We start from the raw sequence: 20,332 nt of genomic DNA on the forward strand, positions 1-20,332 counted from the left end.
TTTTTTTATTTTACTAGCTTCAGTTGCATCAGTATAAGAATCATTCAATTTCTCTGATATCTTCGATATTATTACAGATTCAGAAAGTATTATTCCTATGATTATATTTACTAGATTCTTTAACCGTTTACTTGTTATGGGTAATATTTCATATAGTATTTTTTCTAATTCTGCTGTAATATATTCTTGTGAATTGGTCATAGCTATCTCCTTTTTATTAAGTTATTGTTGTTTATAACTTATATTTTAAGGCGGTAGCTATATTTTTTTAACCCTTTTTTTATTGGTAATTTAAACCTTGGATAGCATCCCCTTTTTACTGTCTGTAAGTCAGAGCTTCACCTACTCCAAGTTGTTCTAAAGCAATTTTTGCTGCTTCTTCTGCTACTTCTCTAGCATTCTCTATTGTTCTTTCAAATTTATTTCTTAATTCCTTTGATAAAGGTTTCACTCATTTCACCTCCTTATTAGCGTACAACTATTGGTCCATCGACTAATTTTTCTTTAAGCTGATCTCTAATTTCTTCAATCCAACTATTAATATCTTCTTCTGACTTTAGTGTGCGTTTAGGTATATCTACCATCTGTAACTTTGGTTCGAGTTCTTTAGCTGCCATCTCGGTAGCTTTATTGAATTTTGCTTGTAATGCAGCTTCTCTATCCGCCCATGATTTAAGTGGATACTGCTTCAAAGCACTCAATAATTCTTCATATGAACCTAAAGCTATAGGTTGAATTTTTGAGAGACCATTTTGTTTTGATATATTTGTTCTCTTATCTTCAGTTAATCTATTCCACGATTCGTTGTTAGTTAACTTCTTATATAAATAGTCGTACGCACTTGCATACTTTGAATATTTCGTGTTTATTGTTGCTCTTAATGTATTTTCCAAAGACCTCAGAAGCGGTACTATCATGTCAGGATCATGAAGAAGTTGGCGTTCTTCTTTTATAGATCGAGCTTGATTTTTTATGTCACTGACTACATCTTCATCAGAAACAAGAGACATCATCTTTTCGAATTTATCCCAATTGATTATTCTGCTTTCAATATTCACTTTCAGCTTCGACCAATCTTCAATTAGAGTTTCTAATTCATTTCTATTTTCATATATAGATAGTAGCTGCTCATTACCTGCCTGGAACTTAAGTTCATTAATTAACGACGTATCTGGCTTTTCTGGTCTTGGTTCTAATCCTCCAGCATCTTCTGCAAGCTCTAGCATGTAGCTAATGAAGTCATCAGATTTCAACGACTCGTTGCCAGCATCTGCCTTTATACCTGCTTTTTGATACAACTTCCTAATCTGGATTCTTTGTATAGTAGAGATTGTCACAGATTCAATTTTAAAAGTCATCTTACCAATCTGTTTTCTTTCAATATCTTTTGGATTAACCAAATTCCCGGACTCACCCAAACAGCGAATTAGCCCTGCAACCATTAATGCAAGTAATGATCCATCGATAGCATCTCCAGACCAACCATAAGGCGCATTTTCAAATTCTTTTCTGATATCTGTTCCTTTTTTGCCGCTACCTATATAATTCATAACTTTTTTACATACAGCATGTTCAGAAACATCTCCATTAAAACCTACATATTTAAGTGAATCAGGTGCACCTTCTTTAGCTTTAGCAAATACTTTATTCCAATTTGGATTATCTGCAATATCAAAATCCTGATATAATCTATGAATCGAGTTATTTGCAGCAGATAGTATAGCTTCCTTGAGATTTCCTTCAATAATCTCATTCCCACCTGCTTGGAAGACCTTAGCTTCAGATAATGCTTCTCTTAACAATTCACCAATATTTCTTTCTGCATTGTTTTTAATTGTCTCCATCGCTGCCATAGCCTCTTTACCTTCAGGTGTTATAGGAGCCGGAGAGCCCTTTTTACTTAGAGTAGCAGCAGAAGCTTTTGATTCCACTAGATAATTTATAATCTCTGCTCTCTTTGGGATAAACACATAGATGGTAGGTGATTGGTTTCCTGCTTGTCTTGCATCAATCCTTACTGAATCTTCATCAGTACTCCATTCATTTCTGACCCAAACATATACATTCTTATTAGCATCTGCCGGTAGTGTTGTGCCAAAAAAGAAATTAATATCTCTAACGACCTTTGACTGTCCATGCATAACTGTTGATTTCCCAACTGTTTCAACAAATTTCTTTTTAATTCTATCTTCTCTTTCAGCATTTACCCTATGCATTTCATTTCGAAGAATATTTTGATTACTCGCATACTCATCTAACCAGGCTAAATTTTCCTCAGTTTGTATTCTGTATTCATCGTTAACTTTCATCAATATTTCGCAATCATCTAATAGGCCACTAAGTCTACTTCTGAGATGTGAACTCCCACTAGATAAATCAGTGACCATGAGATCTGCCAAAGTGTCTATATTCGCTTTTATTCCAATCTCATTGTTACTTCCAGCTAATTTATTAATTAGAAAAATCAGTCCGCAAGCTCTAGAAACTAGTTTTTCATCATCTCCTTGCGTGTGCCACAACATAGTTTTTTCATGCACTTTTCTTGGCAAAACTCTAGCATGAAGCATTTTATCTGCTAAATCATAGTATAAATAATCTGCAGGAATCACATTACCCAATGGTTCATTCATATTAAATTGAGCAGCTTTATGAACCATACTCAGCTGATTCCTTAACTGACTATCTGTACCTGTTTGATCTAAGACTCTCAATGTATTTTCCCAAAATCTTCTTCTAACTGGTAATATGGGGTAATCTTGAATAAAGTATTCTGCATCCCTTTGATTATGCCCAATGCTGGTTGCGCTTAAGTGTCTAGAAATTTCACCAATGTTTCTCTCCATTATTTTTCTTATTTCTTGAACTTTGTCTGGTTTCTTAGCCAATATTACTTTTCTAACAACTGCATCAACATCAGTATCAGATAATTCTATTCTTACTGTAAAACGACCTTCTAATTTCTTAAGTAACGCTGTTCCTGTTACAGCTGTTTGCCCAGTTCCAATAAAAAGTAATTTACTTCCTATCTGTTTACTGCAGGCTTCAACAACTTCTTGCACATCCATAGCTCTTTGTGTGCTATCCCCAATATATTGCTCAACTTCATCCAGTACAACTAAGGTCAAAGGCATATGTCCATCACTTGATAATGCATCTTTAATTGACTTAATCATTTCATCACTAGTGACATCTAACTTATTCGGGAACCTATTATTTAAAGTCTCAACACAGCTTTCAGGTGTTGGGAACAGATTAGGTTTAACTTCTGATAAACTTTCATGAAGTCCTTCTGCCACATAAAGATTATCTAGTTCCTCATTCCAATCATATCCTTTAGATTCAACCTTTTCCTTGACTTGGTCGAAAATATTCTCAGCCTTCAACCACATAACAAATGAAGCATTTGCATAATTTTCTGGTAATCCAACCGATTTATAAATAATTCGAAGCAGTGCCAATCTTACACTTCCACTTGCTCCAGCACCCAATGTCCCTGTTGCCGCATGTAACCCACCATATCTTTTGGATTGAGTACTTAGTTCATGAAGGTGAATTTTTATGCTATCTGGTAAATCTGCTAATGATCTGGCTCTTGCGCCATCCTGGAATTCAACATCTTGCCAAAACGCAGCCAGCATTTTAACTAAATGCGATTTACCTGAACCAAAAAAGCCGCTGACCCAAACCGCTGGCTGTTGCTCATGTCCTAATTTTCTCAAATAAACATCAAGGATATGTTCCATACCCTTCTCATACTGTCCATCACAAACAAAAGTTTCTACCTCATAACGAAGTACATTGAGGTTTCTATCATTAACACTTGCTACACCCTCATTAACAAGCTTTCGTTCTAATGGATTTATCATATAAACATCTTTGTTAAACATCTATATCCCCCCTAGATTTTCTTATTACACGTAATGGGTAGTGCATGATAATTCCAACCATCATACCCATCAAGTAACCGATAATTATTGTTCTCATAACTTCCAGGGAAGAACACCAGAAGTCTTCCTTTTACCATTGGTGATAATCTATCAACTAAATCTCTCACCTTGATAAATCCGAATACTGAACCAACCCCAGAAATAGTAACTACATCTTCATCAGTAATATCTTCGCTATCAATAAATTCTCTGAATTTCTCTTCGATGTATTCAGCATATTTGTGAATAATATTAGACAGTAGTTTTGGGTTTTTATAATAACTCTTTGCATATCGTTGACTATGCATCCACTCAGAAAATGTATCTGTTAGATCGAATTCATACCAACCATGATTCAAATTTCTTGTGATAATTTCAAACTCAGGAATCTTGGCTTTTAGCCTTCTCTCATCAGACTCATTATAAACAGCAAATATTACTCTTTGAGCTGCTGCTAAGTCTCTCCAAGGTATAATTATGGAGTTTTCATAATTCTTCAATAATATATCAATTTTGCTCATAAATTATCTCTGCCTCCTCTTTTGTTATAAGATTTGGAAGTGAAATCTCCATCACATTACCTATCCGCTTATAATTTATCCATCCCCGTGCTGAAGCATTTTCTGCAAGTTCAATTGCCATTTCTTTTGAACAATCATTTATCTCCATATACTTCGTTTCAAAAAGTGCTGGTCCTCTCTCTCCTGCTAAATAACCAAGATAAATAGCATAAGCCACAGTGGAAGGAGTAGCTTTAGCTTGGGCTCTGACTTTTTCTCGTCTCCCTTTTAGGTGTCCACTTTTTGTCCAACTAGACAAAATATTTCGAGCCATTGATTGTAGTGTTGATTCGCTAAAACGATTTGGCTCCATGTCATCAATCAATTCTTCTATTGCTTTTTTTTGAACTTCAGTATTAAGTTCTAATGATCTAATCTCTTTGAAAGAGTGATTTAGCACTCTATCTCTACAAACAGCACAGAGCATTGCTAGAAGTGGTCTTGCTTCTTCATCTCGGTTCCAGAAAAATAATAAGGTCCGAAAAATTGATAATGTAGGATCAAGTGAATATAGTTCCGTTAAAAAACTTGCCGTTATTTTTCGAGAAGAAGACGACCTCTTCAGTAGGCAATTCTGATCTATAATCGCTTCAACATATTTATCATAATTAATCGCATCGGGAACAGCTTCAATTAGCTTTGATAACTCTTCCAACATTATTGTCCGACCGGTATGTACACTCCTTTTATTAAACTTAAAACCAAACTTCTCTAGTATTGAGTTTTCCATGTAATCACCTTCCATCTATTTATAATCCTTTAACGTCTTTATAAGTATTTCATTTACACCATTCTTTTCACAGTAATCTATGATAAGAGCGCGCGCCATTCTATTAGGCACCACTTTATTATTTTCCCAACGGTTTACAGTTGAAAAGCTAACATGAACCGCATCCGCAAATTCAGTTTGGGTCATCTTGAGCTCATTTCTTATAGCTTTTATTGTTTCAGAAATTGCCATTTTAATCACACTCCTATAAACCTAATTATAGCATTGTCTATATAGCATTGTCTATAAATTATCAGAATAATTTTCCTAATTTTTCTAATTAGAATCAGAAATCATAATCTATACTATTTCCAAGGTGAAACGAATCTCATCAGGGAAAACTCATAAACAACGCTTACTTTGCTAAACGGTTGAACCCTTAAAGCAAAACTACATTTACATGGGTGAGTTCAATTCAGCTCTTTTTCCTAAATCCCTTAAAACACACCCAAAATCTATCACTTTACCCACCATCAATAAATAAACAAACCCCTGAAAATACCGTAAATGCGCCATTCTCAAGGGCTTATACATCTATTTTCTTGTCAGCAGACAGACGGTTTCCACGTGCATTGTTTGTGGAAACATGTCCACCGGCTGTACTTCCTCTGTTTTATATCCTAATTCGTGAAAAATTGCTAAATCCCTAGCCAAAGTTCCTGGGTCACAGGAAACATAAACCACTTTCTTAGGATTACTTTTACATATGGACTCTACAAGTGTTTTTTCACAGCCCTTTCTTGGGGGATCTACTACTACTACATCTGGTATTATGCCCTTTGAAATAAGCTTTGGTATTTCCTCTTCGGATTTACCTACTATAAATTCGGCATTGTTTATATTGTTTACCTTACTGTTTTCTCTGGCATTCTCTATGGCTTCCTTAATTATCTCTACACCGTATACTCTTTTGCTCTTTTGAGATAAAAACAAAGAAATAGTTCCTGTACCACAATAGGCATCAAATACCACTTCATCTCCCTTTAAATCTGCATACTCTAGAGCTTTTCTGTACAGTACTTCAGTTTGCCCAGGGTTTACTTGGAAAAAGGAAAGAGGTGATATATTAAATTTAAATTTTTCTATGTAATCAGTTATGTGTTCTTGTCCCCATAAGGTTTTACACTTAGAACCTAATATCACATTGGTTCTTTTACTATTTACATTTTGAATTATACTGTGAATTCCCTCTATGTTATCCACAATAGATTTAATTAATTCATCTTTATTAGGCAACTTATCCCCATTAGTCACAATAACTACCATAACTTCTCTAGTTTTAAAACCTTTTCTCACCATTATATGTCTCACTAAACCATTGTGCTTTTCCTCATTGTAAGGTTTTATATGGTATTTATTCATCCACACCTTTATTAGCTGCACTACTTTGTAAGAAACCTCTTCTTGAATAAAACAAGTATCTATATCTATTATATTATGACTTCTTGGAGCGTAAAATCCTACTACTATGTTGCCATTTTTATCTTCTCCTACTGGAAGCTGCACTTTATTTCTATAGTCATAAGGGTTATCCATACCTATGGTATTATGTACTGTAATTCTCTCTAGCTTTCCTATTCTCTCTAATGCATCTTCTACTCTTTTTCTCTTAATTTGAAGTTGATAACTGTAATCTAAGTGCTGAATACCGCATCCTCCACATTTCCCAAAGGAAGGACAAACAGGAGCAACTCTTTTTTCTGAAGGCTTTATTATCTCCATAAGTTTTCCGTAACCATAATTTTTCTTAACACTTAATATTTTAACCTTTGCATTTTCTCCTTCTATGGCTCCAGGAATGAACACTGTAAAATTTTCTACTTTTCCTATGCCTTCCCCATCATATCCCATGCCCGATATATCTATTATGTATTCTTCATTTTTCTTAACTGGAATTTCCTTATTCATCGTATCAACCTTTCAATATATTTAATTTAAATCCTTTTTATTATTCACTATTCTATACTACATTATAAACTAAAAACACCAGTTATTCTATTATTGACAATAACATCTAGTTAATATAATATTTTAATGATACTTTTTGTACAATATTCTAATATTTACTTATAAAAGGTTTCGCAATTAGTGTTTTCTTTTTCTCCCTTGCCCATTCCTGATATACTCACATAATCAGCTTTACATATACCATCGGAATTATACATACATTTCTCTGCATTACATTTTATTTCTGGGCTCATTTGAATGGATTCATTGGTAAATATCTGTTTAGCCTCTGCTCAAAATACGTTAAAAATAATTGATATACTCTTAAACATTTTTGTGAAATTACATTAATTATATGTTTTATACCTTTTGTTATACCGGGATAAATACTAAAACTCCATAATAATTCTTTTTTCTATAATAGTTTGATACCCTAAAAATTTTTTATTCAGATATTTTATACAAAAAAAATACACCCAAATAGGGTGCAAGGTCGTAAAATCAGTTGCCAATATTTTCTATTATAATAGTATATCCATTAAAAAAATAAATATACGTATGAAATATAATTTTACAACAAAAATGAAATTAAATCAATAGTTTTTTATATATTTTTTATCTTACATTAGCTCTTCCGCTATATACTACTCCTCTTCCTATGTCCATAGTTATAAATGAACCCGTTTTTATAATGTTTGTAGCATTTTCTGCTCCACAGATTATTGGAATTTCTCTAGATATACATTCGATAGCCATGTGAGATGTAAGTCCACCATTTTCTGCTATTATTCCAACAGCTCTATCTAAAGAATCTATATATTCTTTATTTAAATCTTTTACTATTAAGATTTCTCCTTCTTGAACTACTCTATTAGCTTCTTCTGGGGAATTTACCACATGAGCTACACCATATCCCGGTCTATTTCCTGCGCCCTTACCTTGTACTAGTATATCTCCAGCTATATGGACTTTTAACATGTTGGTAGTTCCTGAATATTGCACTGGAATACCTGCTGCTATTATTACTAGGTCACCTTTATTTATATATCCCTCTTCTAAAGCTATATTTACAGATTGATCTATAAGTTCATCTGTAGATTTGTATTGAGAAGTAACTAATGGAAATACCCCCCAGTTAAGTGCTAGTTTTCTAGCTACCTTTTCATTTGGAGTTACTGCTATTATAGGACAATCTGGTCTATAGCTTGAAACTCTTTTTGCAGTACTTCCACTTTGTGTAGCTGTGATTATAGCAGAAGCACTTAACTGTTCTGCAGTAGTTACTGCACTTAAGCTTATAGCATTAGCTACGTTAGGTATGTGCGCTTCCATTCTCTTTTGTAACCTTTTATTATTATCTAGTGCCTCTTCCGTTCTCATAGCTATTTTAGCCATAGTTGTCACTGCCTCTACTGGCCACTTTCCTTTAGCTGTTTCACCGCTTAACATTATGGCATCTGTGCCATCAAATATAGCATTAGCTACATCTGAAGCTTCCGCTCTTGTTGGTCTTGGGTTTCTTATCATAGAGTCTAACATTTGAGTAGCTGTAATTACTGGCTTACCTACTCTATTACACTTTTCTATTATCATCTTTTGCACTACTGGCACTTCTTCTGTAGGTATCTCTACACCTAGATCTCCTCTAGCTACCATTATTCCATCAGAAAACTTTATTATGTCATCTATGTTGTTTACACCTTCAGCATTCTCTATTTTAGAGAAAATTTGTATGTCACTTCCATCATTTTTAGCTAAGAGTTTTCTTATTTCTAAAACGTCTGATGCTTTTCTTATAAATGAAGCAGCTATTATATCTACTCCCTCTTCTATACCAAATAATAAATCGTCCTTATCTTTCTCTGTTAAAGCTGGCAGATTTATAGAAACTCCTGGTACATTTACACCCTTATGATTTGAAACTTCTCCACTGTTTTTAACTATACAGTGTACTTTGTTTTTTTCTATACTTTCTACTTGTAGACCAACTAGACCATCATCTATTAATATAGTATCTCCAGCATTTACATCTTCACATAATTCTTCATAAGTTACAGAGCACTTAGTTTCATCTCCTAAAACTTCTTCTCCGCAGTATATAGTAAATTTCTGTCCTTCTTTTAACTGAACAGCTTCCTCTGAAAAATTACCTGTTCTTATTTCTGGACCTTTTGTATCAAGTATTATAGCAATTTGCTTTTTATACTCTTCTCTTAATTTTTTTACAAGATTCATTCTTACTTTGTGCTCTTCATGGTCTCCATGAGAAAAATTATGTCTAGAAGCATTCATCCCTGCTTCCATTAACTTTGATAAAATTTCTTCATTATCACTTGCAGGTCCTATAGTACATATAATTTTTGTTTTTTTCATGAAATATACTCTCCTTATTAAATATTAATTTTATATAATGGAAGACGTTATTAATATTAGTTTACCCAATATAATGCTCATTAATTATTCTAGTAAGATAATGCTCTTGCTATATCGTATAATTTTTCATCAAACTCTCTTTCTGTAGATAATGCTTCATTTATATCTTGATCTACTATCTTTCCATCTTTAATCCCTACAACCCTTGCCATTTTACCTTCTAAAAGCGTGTCTACAGCCTTTGCTCCTAATCTAGCTGCTAACACCCTATCAAAAGCTGTAGGACTTCCTCCTCTTTGTATATGACCAAGAACAGTAGCTCTAGTTATTATTCCAGTAACTTCTTCTATTTTTTTTGCTAATTCTGCTGCTCCTCCTACACCTTCTGCAAGAACAATTAAATTGTGCATTTTTCCTCTTAATTTACCCTCTAATATAGTTCTACATAATTCATCTACATCATATCCTTTTTCAGGAATTATTACACTTTCAGCTCCACCAGCTAATCCAGCATATAGTGCTATATCTCCACAGTTTCTTCCCATTACTTCTACTACACTTACTCTTTCATGAGAAGTAGATGTATCTCTAAGTTTATTTATAGCATCTAATACTGTATTTAAAGCTGTATCAAATCCTATAGTATACTCAGTATAAGCTAAATCATTATCTATTGTTCCTGGAATTCCAACTGTTGATACTCCTAGCTCAGATAATAATCTTGCGCCTGTAAAAGAGCCGTCGCCACCAATAACTACTAGTCCATCTACTCCAAAAATTTTTAAAACATTAGCAGCTCTTTTTCTTCCCTCTTCAGTTTTAAATTCCTCACATCTAGCAGTTCTAAGTATAGTGCCTCCTTTATGTATTATGTCTGATACACTATGTCTATTCATTTCAAAAATTTCTCCATTTATAAGGCCGCTATATCCACGTTGAATTCCCATTACTCTTAAACCTTTGTCTAGTGCTGTTCTAACCACTGCTCTTATAGCAGCATTCATTCCTGGTGCATCTCCACCACTTGTTAATATACCTATAGTTTTCATAAGCTGTTCCCTCCTACGACCGCTAGGACATACTTTGTCCCACATTTATTAAAATCATATGGTAAAATATATGTTTTTGACAACTTCCTACACATTTTTTATTATATCATTTCACTAGATATTTTTCACTATTAAAATATAATTATTCATTTATTTTCTCTCGTAATTTTAGTTTAATAAAAAAATAGACTTTATTCAAACTATTTAAAAATGACTATATGCAATAATCTAAGATTTTAAACCTTTTCTCAACTATTTTTTCAAAAAATACATACGCATAATAGAAATTAATATAAAAAACACCATCTAAAAATATTTAGTTGATGTTTTCTATATTTTTTCATTGTTTTTTTACATTTTCATAGGAAAATAATTGCACAAGATTACTCATAACCTCTGGTTCATCACTTAACCACAAATCTCTATTAACTCTATATTTCTTTCTTTCCCTGCTAGTACATATATAAACTGGTATGTTTCCACTAAATTCTTCCGCTAATTTTCTAATATTGCTTGAGGCTAATTTAATTTTACTCTCATCTTCCACAAGTATATATATCTTACTGCTATTTATCTTTACAAGTGGCTCTACTGTATCACAGAGTATTTTAGGCTGCTCATCTTCTCTCATACTAACTCTTCCTTTAACTATGATTAACTCATCTTCACTTATAAAGTCTTTATACTTATCTAATACCTTTGGAAATACCACCACTTCTATAGTACCATACAAATCTTCCAAAGCCATAAAACACATCATAGTATTGCTTCTAGTAACTTTCTTGCTTAAGCTAGAAATGATTCCTCCTATGACTACTCTGTCTCCATCTTTCACCTTTAAATCATTTTCACTTACTGTTACACTTTCTTCTATATTTTCATTTATAATTATATCTGTAGTTCTAGTATCCGTAATAGCTTTTAAGGATTCTACATATTCATCTAGTGGATGACCTGATATATACAAGCCCGTCATTTCCTTTTCCATAGACAAAATATATTTTTTATCGAATTCCTGTATATTAGGGTAAACTACTCCTAAATCCATTATAGGTTCTTCTACAGTATCAAATAAACTCATTTGTCCCTTTATATTTTTTTTATTTCTATTGTTTATTCCATCTAGCACCTTTTCATAAACCGCTAAAAGCTTGGATCTATATACAGAAAAATTATCAAAAGCGCCACATTTTATAAGACTTTCCACTGCTCTTTTATTAACAGAACTGGAGTCTATTTTATTACAAAAATCTATAAAATCATTGAACTTTCCACTTTCTTCTCTAGATTTTACTATACTATCTACCACATTTACTCCTATATTTTTTATTGCAGACATACCAAATCTTATTTTACCATTTTGAACTGTAAAATCAGTAAAACTTTCATTTATATCTGGCGGAAGTACTTCTATACCTGCATCCTTAGCAAATCTTATATAGTGTGCTACTTTTTCATTGTCACCTCTAACACTATTTAGCATAGCTGCTATAAATTCTGTAGGATAGTAACACATTAAGTATGCTGTATGATATCCTACAACTGCATATGCAGCAGCGTGAGATTTATTAAAGGCATAGGATGCAAAGTCCATCATAAGGTCAAATATCTTATTTGCTACCTCTTCGCTTATGCCATTTCTAACACATCCTGGTACCAGTACCTTGCCCTCTTCATCCACTATTCCATGTATAAAATTTTGTCTCTCCTTAAGCATTACATCGTGCTTCTTTTTAGACATAGCACGTCTAACCAAATCACTTCTTCCCATAGAATATCCAGCTAACTTTCTAACAATTTCCATAACCTGTTCTTGATAAACCATACACCCATAAGTTACATTTAATATAGGCTCTAATTCTGGAGTTAAGTACTGAATTTCCTTTGGGTTCTTTTTATTTTTTAAGTAATTTGGTATTTCTGCCATAGGGCCTGGTCTGTAAAGACTTATACCCGCTATTATATCTTCTAAAGAGTCCGGCTTTAATTCTTTCATAAAGCTAGTCATGCCCGTGGACTCTAGCTGAAACACCCCTGTGGTCTTGCCCTCTCCAATCATGCGATACACATTTTTATCTTCAAAACCTAATTTATCTAAGTCAATGTCTATATTTTTAGTTCTCTTTATTATATTAAGCGCATCTCTTATTACAGTTAGAGTACGTAATCCCAAGAAGTCCATCTTTAAAAGTCCAAGCTCTTCTAGAGTTCCCATAGGGAATTGTGCCACTATATTGTCATCATTTTTTTGAAGTGGTACATAATTTACTAAAGGTTTAGATGCTATAACTACACCAGCTGCATGGGTGGATGTATGCCTAGGAAGCCCTTCTAAATTTCTCGCTATGTCAATAAGCTCTTTTACTCTATCATCATCTTCATATATGAGTTTAAGCTCTGGATTCATATCCAAGGCTTTATCTATGGTTATACCCCCCTGCACTATAGGTATCATCTTAGCTATTTTATCTACCTCAGCATAGGAATAATTAAGTGCTCTACCCACATCCCTAATGCAAGCTCTAGCTGCCATGGTACCAAAAGTTATGATTTGAGATACATTGTTTTCTCCATATTTGTCCACCACGTAATCTATAACCTCTTGCCTTCTTTCATAGCAAAAATCACTATCTATATCTGGCATAGACACACGCTCCGGATTAAGAAATCTTTCAAATATGAGCCCGTATTTTATTGGATCTATTTTTGTTATTCCTAAGGTATACGCCACTAACGATCCAGCTCCACTACCTCTGCCTGGTCCTGTCATTATGCTATTTTCCCTAGCAAACCTTATGAAATCCCAAACTATAAGAAAATAATCCACATATCCCATTTGATTTATTATGCCCAGCTCGTATTCCAATCTCTCCTCTAATTCCGATCCTATGTCTTGATACCTTTCCTCTAAACCTTTATAGCATAGCTCTCTCAAATATTTATAATGATCCTGCCCCTTTTGCAAAGGGAATTCCGGAAGTTTAGATACATGAAATTCATAATCAAAATTACATTGTTCTGCTATTTTCACAGTATTTTCTAGTGCCTCTTTAGCATAGGAGAACTGATTGTACATTTCCTCTGGTGATCTTAAATAAAATTGCCCCGATGGATACCTCATTCTATTTTCATCATCTACTGTCTTACCTGTTTGAATACATAGAAGTACATCGTGAGCTTTAGTATCTTCCTTGTTTATATAATGTACATCATTACTTGCAATCAACGGTATATCTAACTGTTTTGACAGTTCTATAAGTTCATCATTTACCTTTAGTTGATCTTGAAGTCCATGATATTGAAGTTCTAAATAAAACCCTTCTTTAAATATTTCCTTATATAAAAGCGCAGTTTTTTTGGCCTTTTCTATGTTTCCCTTCAATATATTTGCTTGAACTTCTCCGCCTAAACATGCACTAGTTGCTATAAGTCCTTCACTATGCTTTTTTAGGTATTCATGGTCTACTCTAGGTTTATAATAAAATCCATCTATAGATGCTGTGGAAACTATGTTCATTAAATTTTCATAGCCCTTTTCATTCTTTACTAAAAGTACTAAATGATGTATGCTATTTTCCTTATTATCCTTTAATTCCATAGACTTTTCAGCTACATATATTTCACATCCTATTATAGGTTTTATACCTTGTTTTTTAGCTTCCTTATAAAATTCTACACATCCATACATAGTTCCATGATCCGTTATGGCAAGGCTATGCATTCCTAATTCTTTAGCCCTAGCTATAAGTTTGTCAACCTTGCCTGAACCATCTAATAAACTATACTCTGTATGTACATGAAGATGAACAAAATCCATATAATCTCCTCCTTTCTGGTGTACTGATTTCTATTTTATAAAAACTTGCCTACTCATAATTTTCCTAAACTATTGAGAAAGCAAGTTATCAAGTCTTAATTTAGTATTTTAGCTGACAATATGGTTTTTGCTATTAAATCTCTAGTTTTATTATACATGCTTACTTCCACTTTGCATGAATTTCTACCCATATCAACAATTTCTGTATATATATCTATAGGTCTGTTCATTTGAACTGGTCTCATAAAATAAGTTACTATGTTGTCCACATATATGCTAACATTATTTTTGTTTCGCACAGTAATTTCAGCAGTAGTAGAAAGAAGCATATTCAAAGCTCCGCTGGAAGCTGTTCCTAGCTCATTTAACATTTCAGGAATTATTTCTCCATAAAAATGTATTTTTCCATCTTCATTATGGTATTTAAAATTCTCTAAAATTAAATCTTCCATAGTTTCTTTTACATGTTCCTGTCTTGATGCATACTTAAGAGCTTTAATTACATCCTTCCTAGTTATGACTCCTAAAAGCTTCTTTTTATGCACCACAGGACACATTTTTATATTTTCCCAGACCATTATATGAGCAGCATAAGCTATAGTAGTTTTTGAAAAAACTGTTATAGGATTCTTTGTCATTACATTTCCTATAAGTTCCTCATCATCAACTCCATCACTTATATCTCTTAAGGTAACTATACCTACTAACTTATTATCCTTATCTAGTACTGGAAATCTTTCATGTTTATTCTTTTTTACTAATTCTTTAAACTTTATTACATTATCCGTATCCAGTACACATTCTGCCTCAGTCATTATATCTTCTGCTAATATTATATCTTTTTTAATTATATTTTCAGAAAGAGCCCTATTTATCATACTTGCTATAGTAAAAGTATCATAACTAGAAGATATGATAGGCAAACATTTTTCGTCTCCTAATTTTTTAATTTCTTCACTACATTGAAAACCACCTGCTATGAGCACTCCACATTCATTCATTAATGCTAATCTTTGAAGTTCTTCTCTATTTCCGACTATAACCAAAGATGATTTTTCAATAAATCTTGCAGCAGCATCCTCTGTCATTGCTCCTATAAAAAAATTACTTAAGGTTTTATATATACCTTCTTTTCCTCCAAAAATATTTCCTTCTACTATATTAACAACTTCAGCATATGTCAAAAGCTCTCTACTTTTCTTTTCAACTTTCTCTACCCTTATAGTTCCAACTCTAGGAATAGTTGATACTATTCCTGAATCCTCTGATTCTTTTATGGCCCTATATGCTGTTCCCTCACTTACACCTAATTCTGCTGCAATGCCTCTTACGGAAATTCTGGTTCCAGGGGTTAATGAATTAATATAATTCAATATTTTCTCATGTTTAGACATAAAATTTACTACCTGCCTTCTTTTCTTAATTCTTCTGCTATTTTTTCTATTTTTCTAAGTCTGTGGTTTACTCCTGATTTTCCAACCTTAGGATTCAACATTTCTCCTAATTCCTTTAGAGACTCATCTGGATACTTTAGTCTAAGCTCAGCTATTTCTCTTAAGTTTTTAGGAAGTCTTTTTAACCCAATTTCCCTTTCAATTAATTTTATACTCTCTACTTGCCTAACTGCAGCATTTACAGTTTTACTTAAATTAGCTGTTTCACAATTTACCAATCTATTAACATTATTTCTCATTTCCTTCATTATTCTTATATTTTCTAAAAAAAACAATGAACTATGAGCTCCTATAATACTCAATAAATCAGAAATTTGTTCTCCTTCTTTAATGTAAATTACATAACTGCTTTTCCTTTGTATGACCTTTGAATTAAGACCATAGGTATTAATTAGACCACTAAGCTCTTCCGCATAGTTATTATCGTGAGTTACAAATTCTAAATGATAGGTCTTTTCAGGATTGCTAATACTTCCTCCCCCTAAAAAAGATCCTCTTATAAAGGCTTTTTTAGTTTTATCATCATAAACCAAATCTGAAGGTATCCCAAATTCTAATGAAAAACTCTCTTCCTGTTTTAAGACACCAACAACTTTTAATAAGTCTTCAACTCCCATTTCTTCATTTATAATTATTACATAAACATTATTCTTCTTTAATGAATTATTTTTTTTAACCATTATTTTAGCATGTATATCAAAATGAGCTTTTAACAATTTAAATACCAGTCTTGCAATACTAGGATTTTCTGTAGTTATCTTAAAACTTAATTGCTTGTTTGATGCCAAAGCTATGGTGCCACTTACTTTCATCACTCCTGCTAATATAGCTATAGCCTCATCTCTAGAAACTTCCACATATCTACAAACTTCACTTTTAACCTTTGACGAAAATGACATCTTAACTTCTTTCCCTTCTATTTTCCTTTAATCTTTCAGATAAGTAGAAGTACTCAAGTATCTTCTTCCTATCATAGAATAATTGTTTATCCATAATTGTTTCTATTAGTATAGATGACAGCTTTTCTGCATCATGCCTTATTAAACCTTTTTTAACTTTTATAAAATCACCTTTTACTACATTTATATTCATAGACTTTAATTCTTCATTATCACATTTTACTATATGTGATGTTTTAAGCTTGTATTTATCTACAAGTTCATCAGTAATTTCACCATCATTCACTACGGCATAATTAATCATTCCTTCTCCCACATGTTTACGCACAGCTTTAATATGATCAGACACAGTAAAATCATCTGTTTCACCAGGTTGAGTCATAATATTGCACACATAAATCTTTAGTGCCTTTGTCTTTTTTATTGCATTAGATATATCTTTTACAAGAAGATTTGGCATTATACTCGTATAAAGACTTCCTGGTCCCAAAATTATGGCATCTGCCTCTTTTATGGATTGTACAGATTCTCTAAGTGCTCTAGCATTTTCAGGTTCTATAAAAATTCTATCTATTTTACTATTACATCTTAATGCCTCTTCTGGTATATTAGATTCTCCTTCTACTATAGTTCCATTCTCTAACCTAGCTTTTAAAATCATATCGTCTAAAGTAACAGGCAATACTTTACCTGTTACCGCTAAAACAGAGCTCATCTTCTGAACTGCATCTTCAAAATTATCTGATATTCCATTCATAGCTGCTAAAAATAAATTTCCAAAGCTTTGATTTTTAAGTCTTCCTTCTGCAAATCTATATTGCAAAAGCTCCTCCATTAAGGGTTCCGTATCCGCTAAAGATAAAATGCAGTTTCTTATATCTCCCGGAGGTAGTATACCCAGATCTTCCCTTAAGGCACCTGAGCCCCCACCATCATCTCCAACTGTAACTATAGCTGTAATGTTTGATGTATAATATTTAAGTCCCCTTAACATAGTGGATAAACCCGTTCCCCCACCAATTACTACTATTTTAGGTCCCTTTACCAATAATCTCTTTTCATATATTAAATTTCCCAATTTTTTCGAGTCAAAGGATACCTTTAAATATCCTTGATTTATAAGTGCTATTACTGATTTCATACCTTGATTTATAGAAATGTAAAGAGTGAATATACCACATACTATTAAAAAAACAAAAAAAGTTATGTAGTATATGTTATAATACATTTTATTTAAAAATTCTATTATTCCAAACACCATTAAAAGAATTCCCATAATTCCAAAAAGTATCCACCTTTTAACTTTTATTCCCGGCTTCAACCATTGAGTTAGCTTCATATCTTCATACCACCCTTGCTAACATCCTCATTTATATCTCTATGGTCTATAGTTACGTTATGTCCCTTGTCTCTTAATTTTTGGTACATAGCATTAGCTATAGTTACAGATCTATGTCTTCCTCCTGTACATCCAATGGATATGATTAACTGTCTTTTTCCTTCTTTGATGTAGTTTGGTATTAAAAAGTTTAGCATATCCTCCAGTTTTTCCATAAAATCTTTAGTTTCTCTAAAGTCCATTACATAATCCCTTACGGAACTATCATTTCCAGAATACTGCTTTAATTCTGGAATATAGTATGGGTTAGGTAAAAATCTCACATCAAATACTAAATCAGAATCCAAAGGAATGCCATATTTAAAGCCAAATGACAAGACAGTTATCATTAATTTACTTTCTATTTGATCCTTGTCACCATATATGCTAGTTATTTTATTTCTTAACTCCCTAGTAGAAAGCTTAGTCGTATCTATAATGTGATTAGCTTTTTCTCTTACTTCTCTTAACTTTTCTCTTTCAGAATCTATACCAGTTAAAACTCTTCCTTCTGGAGCTAGGGGATGCTTTCTTCTTGATTCTTTATATCTTTTTATTAAAACCTCATCGCTAGCCTCTAAGAATAAAATTTCATAATGATATCCTTGACATTTAAAATAATTTAAACTTGTAAATAAATCATCAAAGAATTTACCACCTCTAATATCTATTACTAACGCTATCTTATCTATTTTACCTTCTGTTTGAAAACAAGCCTCTGCAAACTTAGGTATTAAAGTAGTTGGCAAATTATCTACACAAAAATATCCCAAATCTTCTAAGCATCGTATAGCTTGTGTTTTTCCTGCTCCAGATAGTCCTGTAACTATTACAAATTTCATATAAGAACACCTCGCTATCTTTATTACTATTACAGTTTTATTTTATTATTATAACATAAAACATACTACAGTAACTAGCTGTATTACTTATCCTTCTGTCATTCATAATTTAAAATGTTAAATGAAGTTTTAAATCCTCAGTTATAAACTAGCTTATTAAAAATAAAAAACTACGAACAGAATACAATAATATTCTGTTCGTAGTTTTTTATATTATAGGCTATTTTTTAAAGCTTCTATAAATTTTTTATTCTGCTCCATCGTTCCTATAGTTACTCTCATCCAACCTGGCATTCCTAATAAATGTCCCGGTCTTATTATTAATCCTTGTTTTAATAATTTATTAAATACCTCTTTATCATCTGTCTTTGTATTAACCATTATAAAGTTAGCATTGGTTTTTTCATAAGGGAGACCTAACTTATCAAATTCTCCATAAAGATATTCTTTTCCAGCTTTGTTTTCTTCATAAACTCTTTTTAAGAACTCATCATCTTTAACTGCTGCTACAGCTGCTCTTTGAGCAAATAAGTTTACATCAAATGGTCCTATTACTCTATTAAAGTATCCTACTAATTCTTCATGAGCTATTCCATATCCGCATCTTAATGAAGCTAATCCATAAGCTTTTGAGAATGTTCTTAATACTATCATATTTGGATACTTATTAAAATAATTTAAAGCATCTGGGAAGTCCTTATCTGTAACATATTCAATATACGCTTCATCCATTATAATAATCACATGCTCTGGTATTTTATCTAGAACTTTTTCAAATTCAGCCTTTGTAAATATAGTTCCTGTTGGATTATTAGGATTGCAGAACCATGTTATTTTTGTCTTATCATTTATAGATTCTACCATCTTTTCTATGTCCAGAGCATTATTTTTCATAGGAACTGATATGACTTTAGCTCCCATTAATTTAGCTCCTGCTTCATAACGTGGGAATGTTACCTGTCCCATTATACATTCATCCCCTGGATTCAATAAAGTGTTACATATAATTCTTATTAATGCATCAGAGCCTGTACCTAAAAACACTTCTTCTGGTTTTACATTTAATTTTTCTGCTATAGCATGCTTTAATTCATAGTTAGAAGCATCTGGATACATTTGAGGCTCTTCCAAAGTCTTCATAACAGCTTCCTTAGCTTTAGGTGAACATCCTAGCGGATTTTCATTAGAAGCTAATTTTATAACATGCTCTAAGCCTAGCTCCCTCTTCACTTCACTTATAGGTTTTCCAGCCTTATACATGTTTAAATTCAATATTTCTTCTCTTACTGCATATTTCATAAAAAAACCCCCCATTTAT

The 20,332-nt window shown here is 32.5% G+C and carries 15 protein-coding genes and 1 pseudogene; all 16 read right to left on the reverse strand.

Going from position 1 to position 20,332, the window contains the following annotated elements; translation table 11 throughout:
- Window positions 1–201, reverse strand: a pseudogene (locus tag C1715_RS02255) (IS4 family transposase); the annotation flags it as partial.
- A gap of 115 nt (window positions 202–316) precedes the next feature.
- Complete coding sequence (locus tag C1715_RS19970; protein WP_278320077.1) at window positions 317–451, reverse strand: hypothetical protein; 135 nt, start codon at window positions 449–451, stop codon at window positions 317–319.
- Window positions 452–467: 16 nt separating this feature from the next.
- Window positions 468–3,887 carry a BREX system P-loop protein BrxC gene (gene brxC / locus C1715_RS02260; RefSeq protein ID WP_102399051.1) on the reverse strand — a complete coding sequence of 1,140 codons (3,420 nt, stop codon included), beginning with the start codon at window positions 3,885–3,887 and terminating at the stop codon, window positions 468–470.
- 11 nt (window positions 3,888–3,898) lie between these two features.
- Window positions 3,899–4,447, reverse strand: a complete 549-nt coding sequence (locus C1715_RS02265; RefSeq protein WP_102399052.1) for a BREX protein BrxB domain-containing protein — start codon at window positions 4,445–4,447, stop codon at window positions 3,899–3,901.
- Window positions 4,434–5,216 (reverse strand): hypothetical protein, encoded by a 783-nt coding sequence (locus tag C1715_RS02270; protein ID WP_146005358.1) that lies wholly within the window; start codon window positions 5,214–5,216, stop codon window positions 4,434–4,436. Before C1715_RS02270 ends, C1715_RS02265 begins: the two co-directional genes overlap by 14 nt.
- Before the next feature lie 15 nt (window positions 5,217–5,231).
- Window positions 5,232–5,447 carry a helix-turn-helix domain-containing protein gene (locus C1715_RS02275; RefSeq protein ID WP_102399054.1) on the reverse strand — a complete coding sequence of 72 codons (216 nt, stop codon included), beginning with the start codon at window positions 5,445–5,447 and terminating at the stop codon, window positions 5,232–5,234.
- A 342-nt stretch (window positions 5,448–5,789) separates the two neighbouring features.
- Window positions 5,790–7,163, reverse strand: coding sequence for a 23S rRNA (uracil(1939)-C(5))-methyltransferase RlmD (gene rlmD / locus C1715_RS02280; RefSeq protein WP_102399055.1), 1,374 nt, complete (start codon window positions 7,161–7,163; stop codon window positions 5,790–5,792).
- A gap of 155 nt (window positions 7,164–7,318) precedes the next feature.
- Window positions 7,319–7,456 carry a DUF1540 domain-containing protein gene (locus C1715_RS02285; RefSeq protein WP_102399056.1) on the reverse strand — a complete coding sequence of 46 codons (138 nt, stop codon included), beginning with the start codon at window positions 7,454–7,456 and terminating at the stop codon, window positions 7,319–7,321.
- A gap of 361 nt (window positions 7,457–7,817) precedes the next feature.
- The gene (gene pyk / locus C1715_RS02290) at window positions 7,818–9,575 is read right to left on the reverse strand and encodes a pyruvate kinase (protein WP_102399057.1); all 1,758 of its coding nucleotides are present in this window, start codon (window positions 9,573–9,575) and stop codon (window positions 7,818–7,820) included.
- A gap of 89 nt (window positions 9,576–9,664) precedes the next feature.
- On the reverse strand, window positions 9,665–10,624 hold the full coding sequence (pfkA, locus tag C1715_RS02295; protein WP_102399058.1) for a 6-phosphofructokinase: 960 nt from the start codon (window positions 10,622–10,624) through the stop codon (window positions 9,665–9,667).
- 340 nt (window positions 10,625–10,964) lie between these two features.
- On the reverse strand, window positions 10,965–14,441 hold the full coding sequence (locus tag C1715_RS02300) for a DNA polymerase III subunit alpha (RefSeq protein WP_102399059.1): 3,477 nt from the start codon (window positions 14,439–14,441) through the stop codon (window positions 10,965–10,967).
- Window positions 14,442–14,536: 95 nt separating this feature from the next.
- Window positions 14,537–15,835 carry a DRTGG domain-containing protein gene (locus tag C1715_RS02305; protein WP_102399060.1) on the reverse strand — a complete coding sequence of 433 codons (1,299 nt, stop codon included), beginning with the start codon at window positions 15,833–15,835 and terminating at the stop codon, window positions 14,537–14,539.
- Between the two features lie 8 nt (window positions 15,836–15,843).
- Entirely contained in the window at window positions 15,844–16,794 is a 951-nt protein-coding gene (whiA, locus tag C1715_RS02310; protein ID WP_102399061.1) for a DNA-binding protein WhiA, read from the reverse strand.
- Between the two features lies 1 nt (window position 16,795).
- Window positions 16,796–18,133 carry a gluconeogenesis factor YvcK family protein gene (locus tag C1715_RS02315; protein WP_102399062.1) on the reverse strand — a complete coding sequence of 446 codons (1,338 nt, stop codon included), beginning with the start codon at window positions 18,131–18,133 and terminating at the stop codon, window positions 16,796–16,798.
- Window positions 18,130–19,014, reverse strand: a complete 885-nt coding sequence (gene rapZ / locus C1715_RS02320; protein ID WP_102399063.1) for an RNase adapter RapZ — start codon at window positions 19,012–19,014, stop codon at window positions 18,130–18,132. The genes C1715_RS02315 and rapZ overlap by 4 nt, the downstream gene beginning before the upstream one ends.
- A 213-nt stretch (window positions 19,015–19,227) precedes the next feature.
- Complete coding sequence (gene hisC, locus C1715_RS02325; protein WP_102399064.1) at window positions 19,228–20,313, reverse strand: histidinol-phosphate transaminase; 1,086 nt, start codon at window positions 20,311–20,313, stop codon at window positions 19,228–19,230.
- Window positions 20,314–20,332 lie beyond the last annotated feature (19 nt).

Origin of the sequence: Haloimpatiens massiliensis (assembly GCF_900184255.1) — a bacterium.
Classification (GTDB): Bacteria; Bacillota; Clostridia; order Clostridiales; family Clostridiaceae; genus Haloimpatiens; species Haloimpatiens massiliensis.

What these genes read in the sequence shown, in the direction of transcription:
- rapZ (WP_102399063.1), bottom strand. Translation starts at nt 19,014, where the DNA reads ATGAAATTTGTAATAGTTACAGGACTATCTGGAGCAGGAAAAACACAA.
- whiA (WP_102399061.1), bottom strand. Translation starts at nt 16,794, where the DNA reads ATGTCATTTTCGTCAAAGGTTAAAAGTGAAGTTTGTAGATATGTGGAA.
- brxC (WP_102399051.1), bottom strand. Translation starts at nt 3,887, where the DNA reads ATGTTTAACAAAGATGTTTATATGATAAATCCATTAGAACGAAAGCTT.
- C1715_RS02265 (WP_102399052.1), bottom strand. Translation starts at nt 4,447, where the DNA reads ATGAGCAAAATTGATATATTATTGAAGAATTATGAAAACTCCATAATT.
- C1715_RS02305 (WP_102399060.1), bottom strand. Translation starts at nt 15,835, where the DNA reads ATGTCTAAACATGAGAAAATATTGAATTATATTAATTCATTAACCCCT.
- pfkA (WP_102399058.1), bottom strand. Translation starts at nt 10,624, where the DNA reads ATGAAAACTATAGGTATATTAACAAGTGGTGGAGATGCACCAGGAATG.
- C1715_RS02300 (WP_102399059.1), bottom strand. Translation starts at nt 14,441, where the DNA reads ATGGATTTTGTTCATCTTCATGTACATACAGAGTATAGTTTATTAGAT.
- C1715_RS02275 (WP_102399054.1), bottom strand. Translation starts at nt 5,447, where the DNA reads ATGGCAATTTCTGAAACAATAAAAGCTATAAGAAATGAGCTCAAGATG.
- rlmD (WP_102399055.1), bottom strand. Translation starts at nt 7,163, where the DNA reads ATGAATAAGGAAATTCCAGTTAAGAAAAATGAAGAATACATAATAGAT.
- C1715_RS02285 (WP_102399056.1), bottom strand. Translation starts at nt 7,456, where the DNA reads ATGAGCCCAGAAATAAAATGTAATGCAGAGAAATGTATGTATAATTCC.
- C1715_RS02270 (WP_146005358.1), bottom strand. Translation starts at nt 5,216, where the DNA reads ATGGAAAACTCAATACTAGAGAAGTTTGGTTTTAAGTTTAATAAAAGG.
- C1715_RS02315 (WP_102399062.1), bottom strand. Translation starts at nt 18,133, where the DNA reads ATGAAGCTAACTCAATGGTTGAAGCCGGGAATAAAAGTTAAAAGGTGG.
- hisC (WP_102399064.1), bottom strand. Translation starts at nt 20,313, where the DNA reads ATGAAATATGCAGTAAGAGAAGAAATATTGAATTTAAACATGTATAAG.
- pyk (WP_102399057.1), bottom strand. Translation starts at nt 9,575, where the DNA reads ATGAAAAAAACAAAAATTATATGTACTATAGGACCTGCAAGTGATAAT.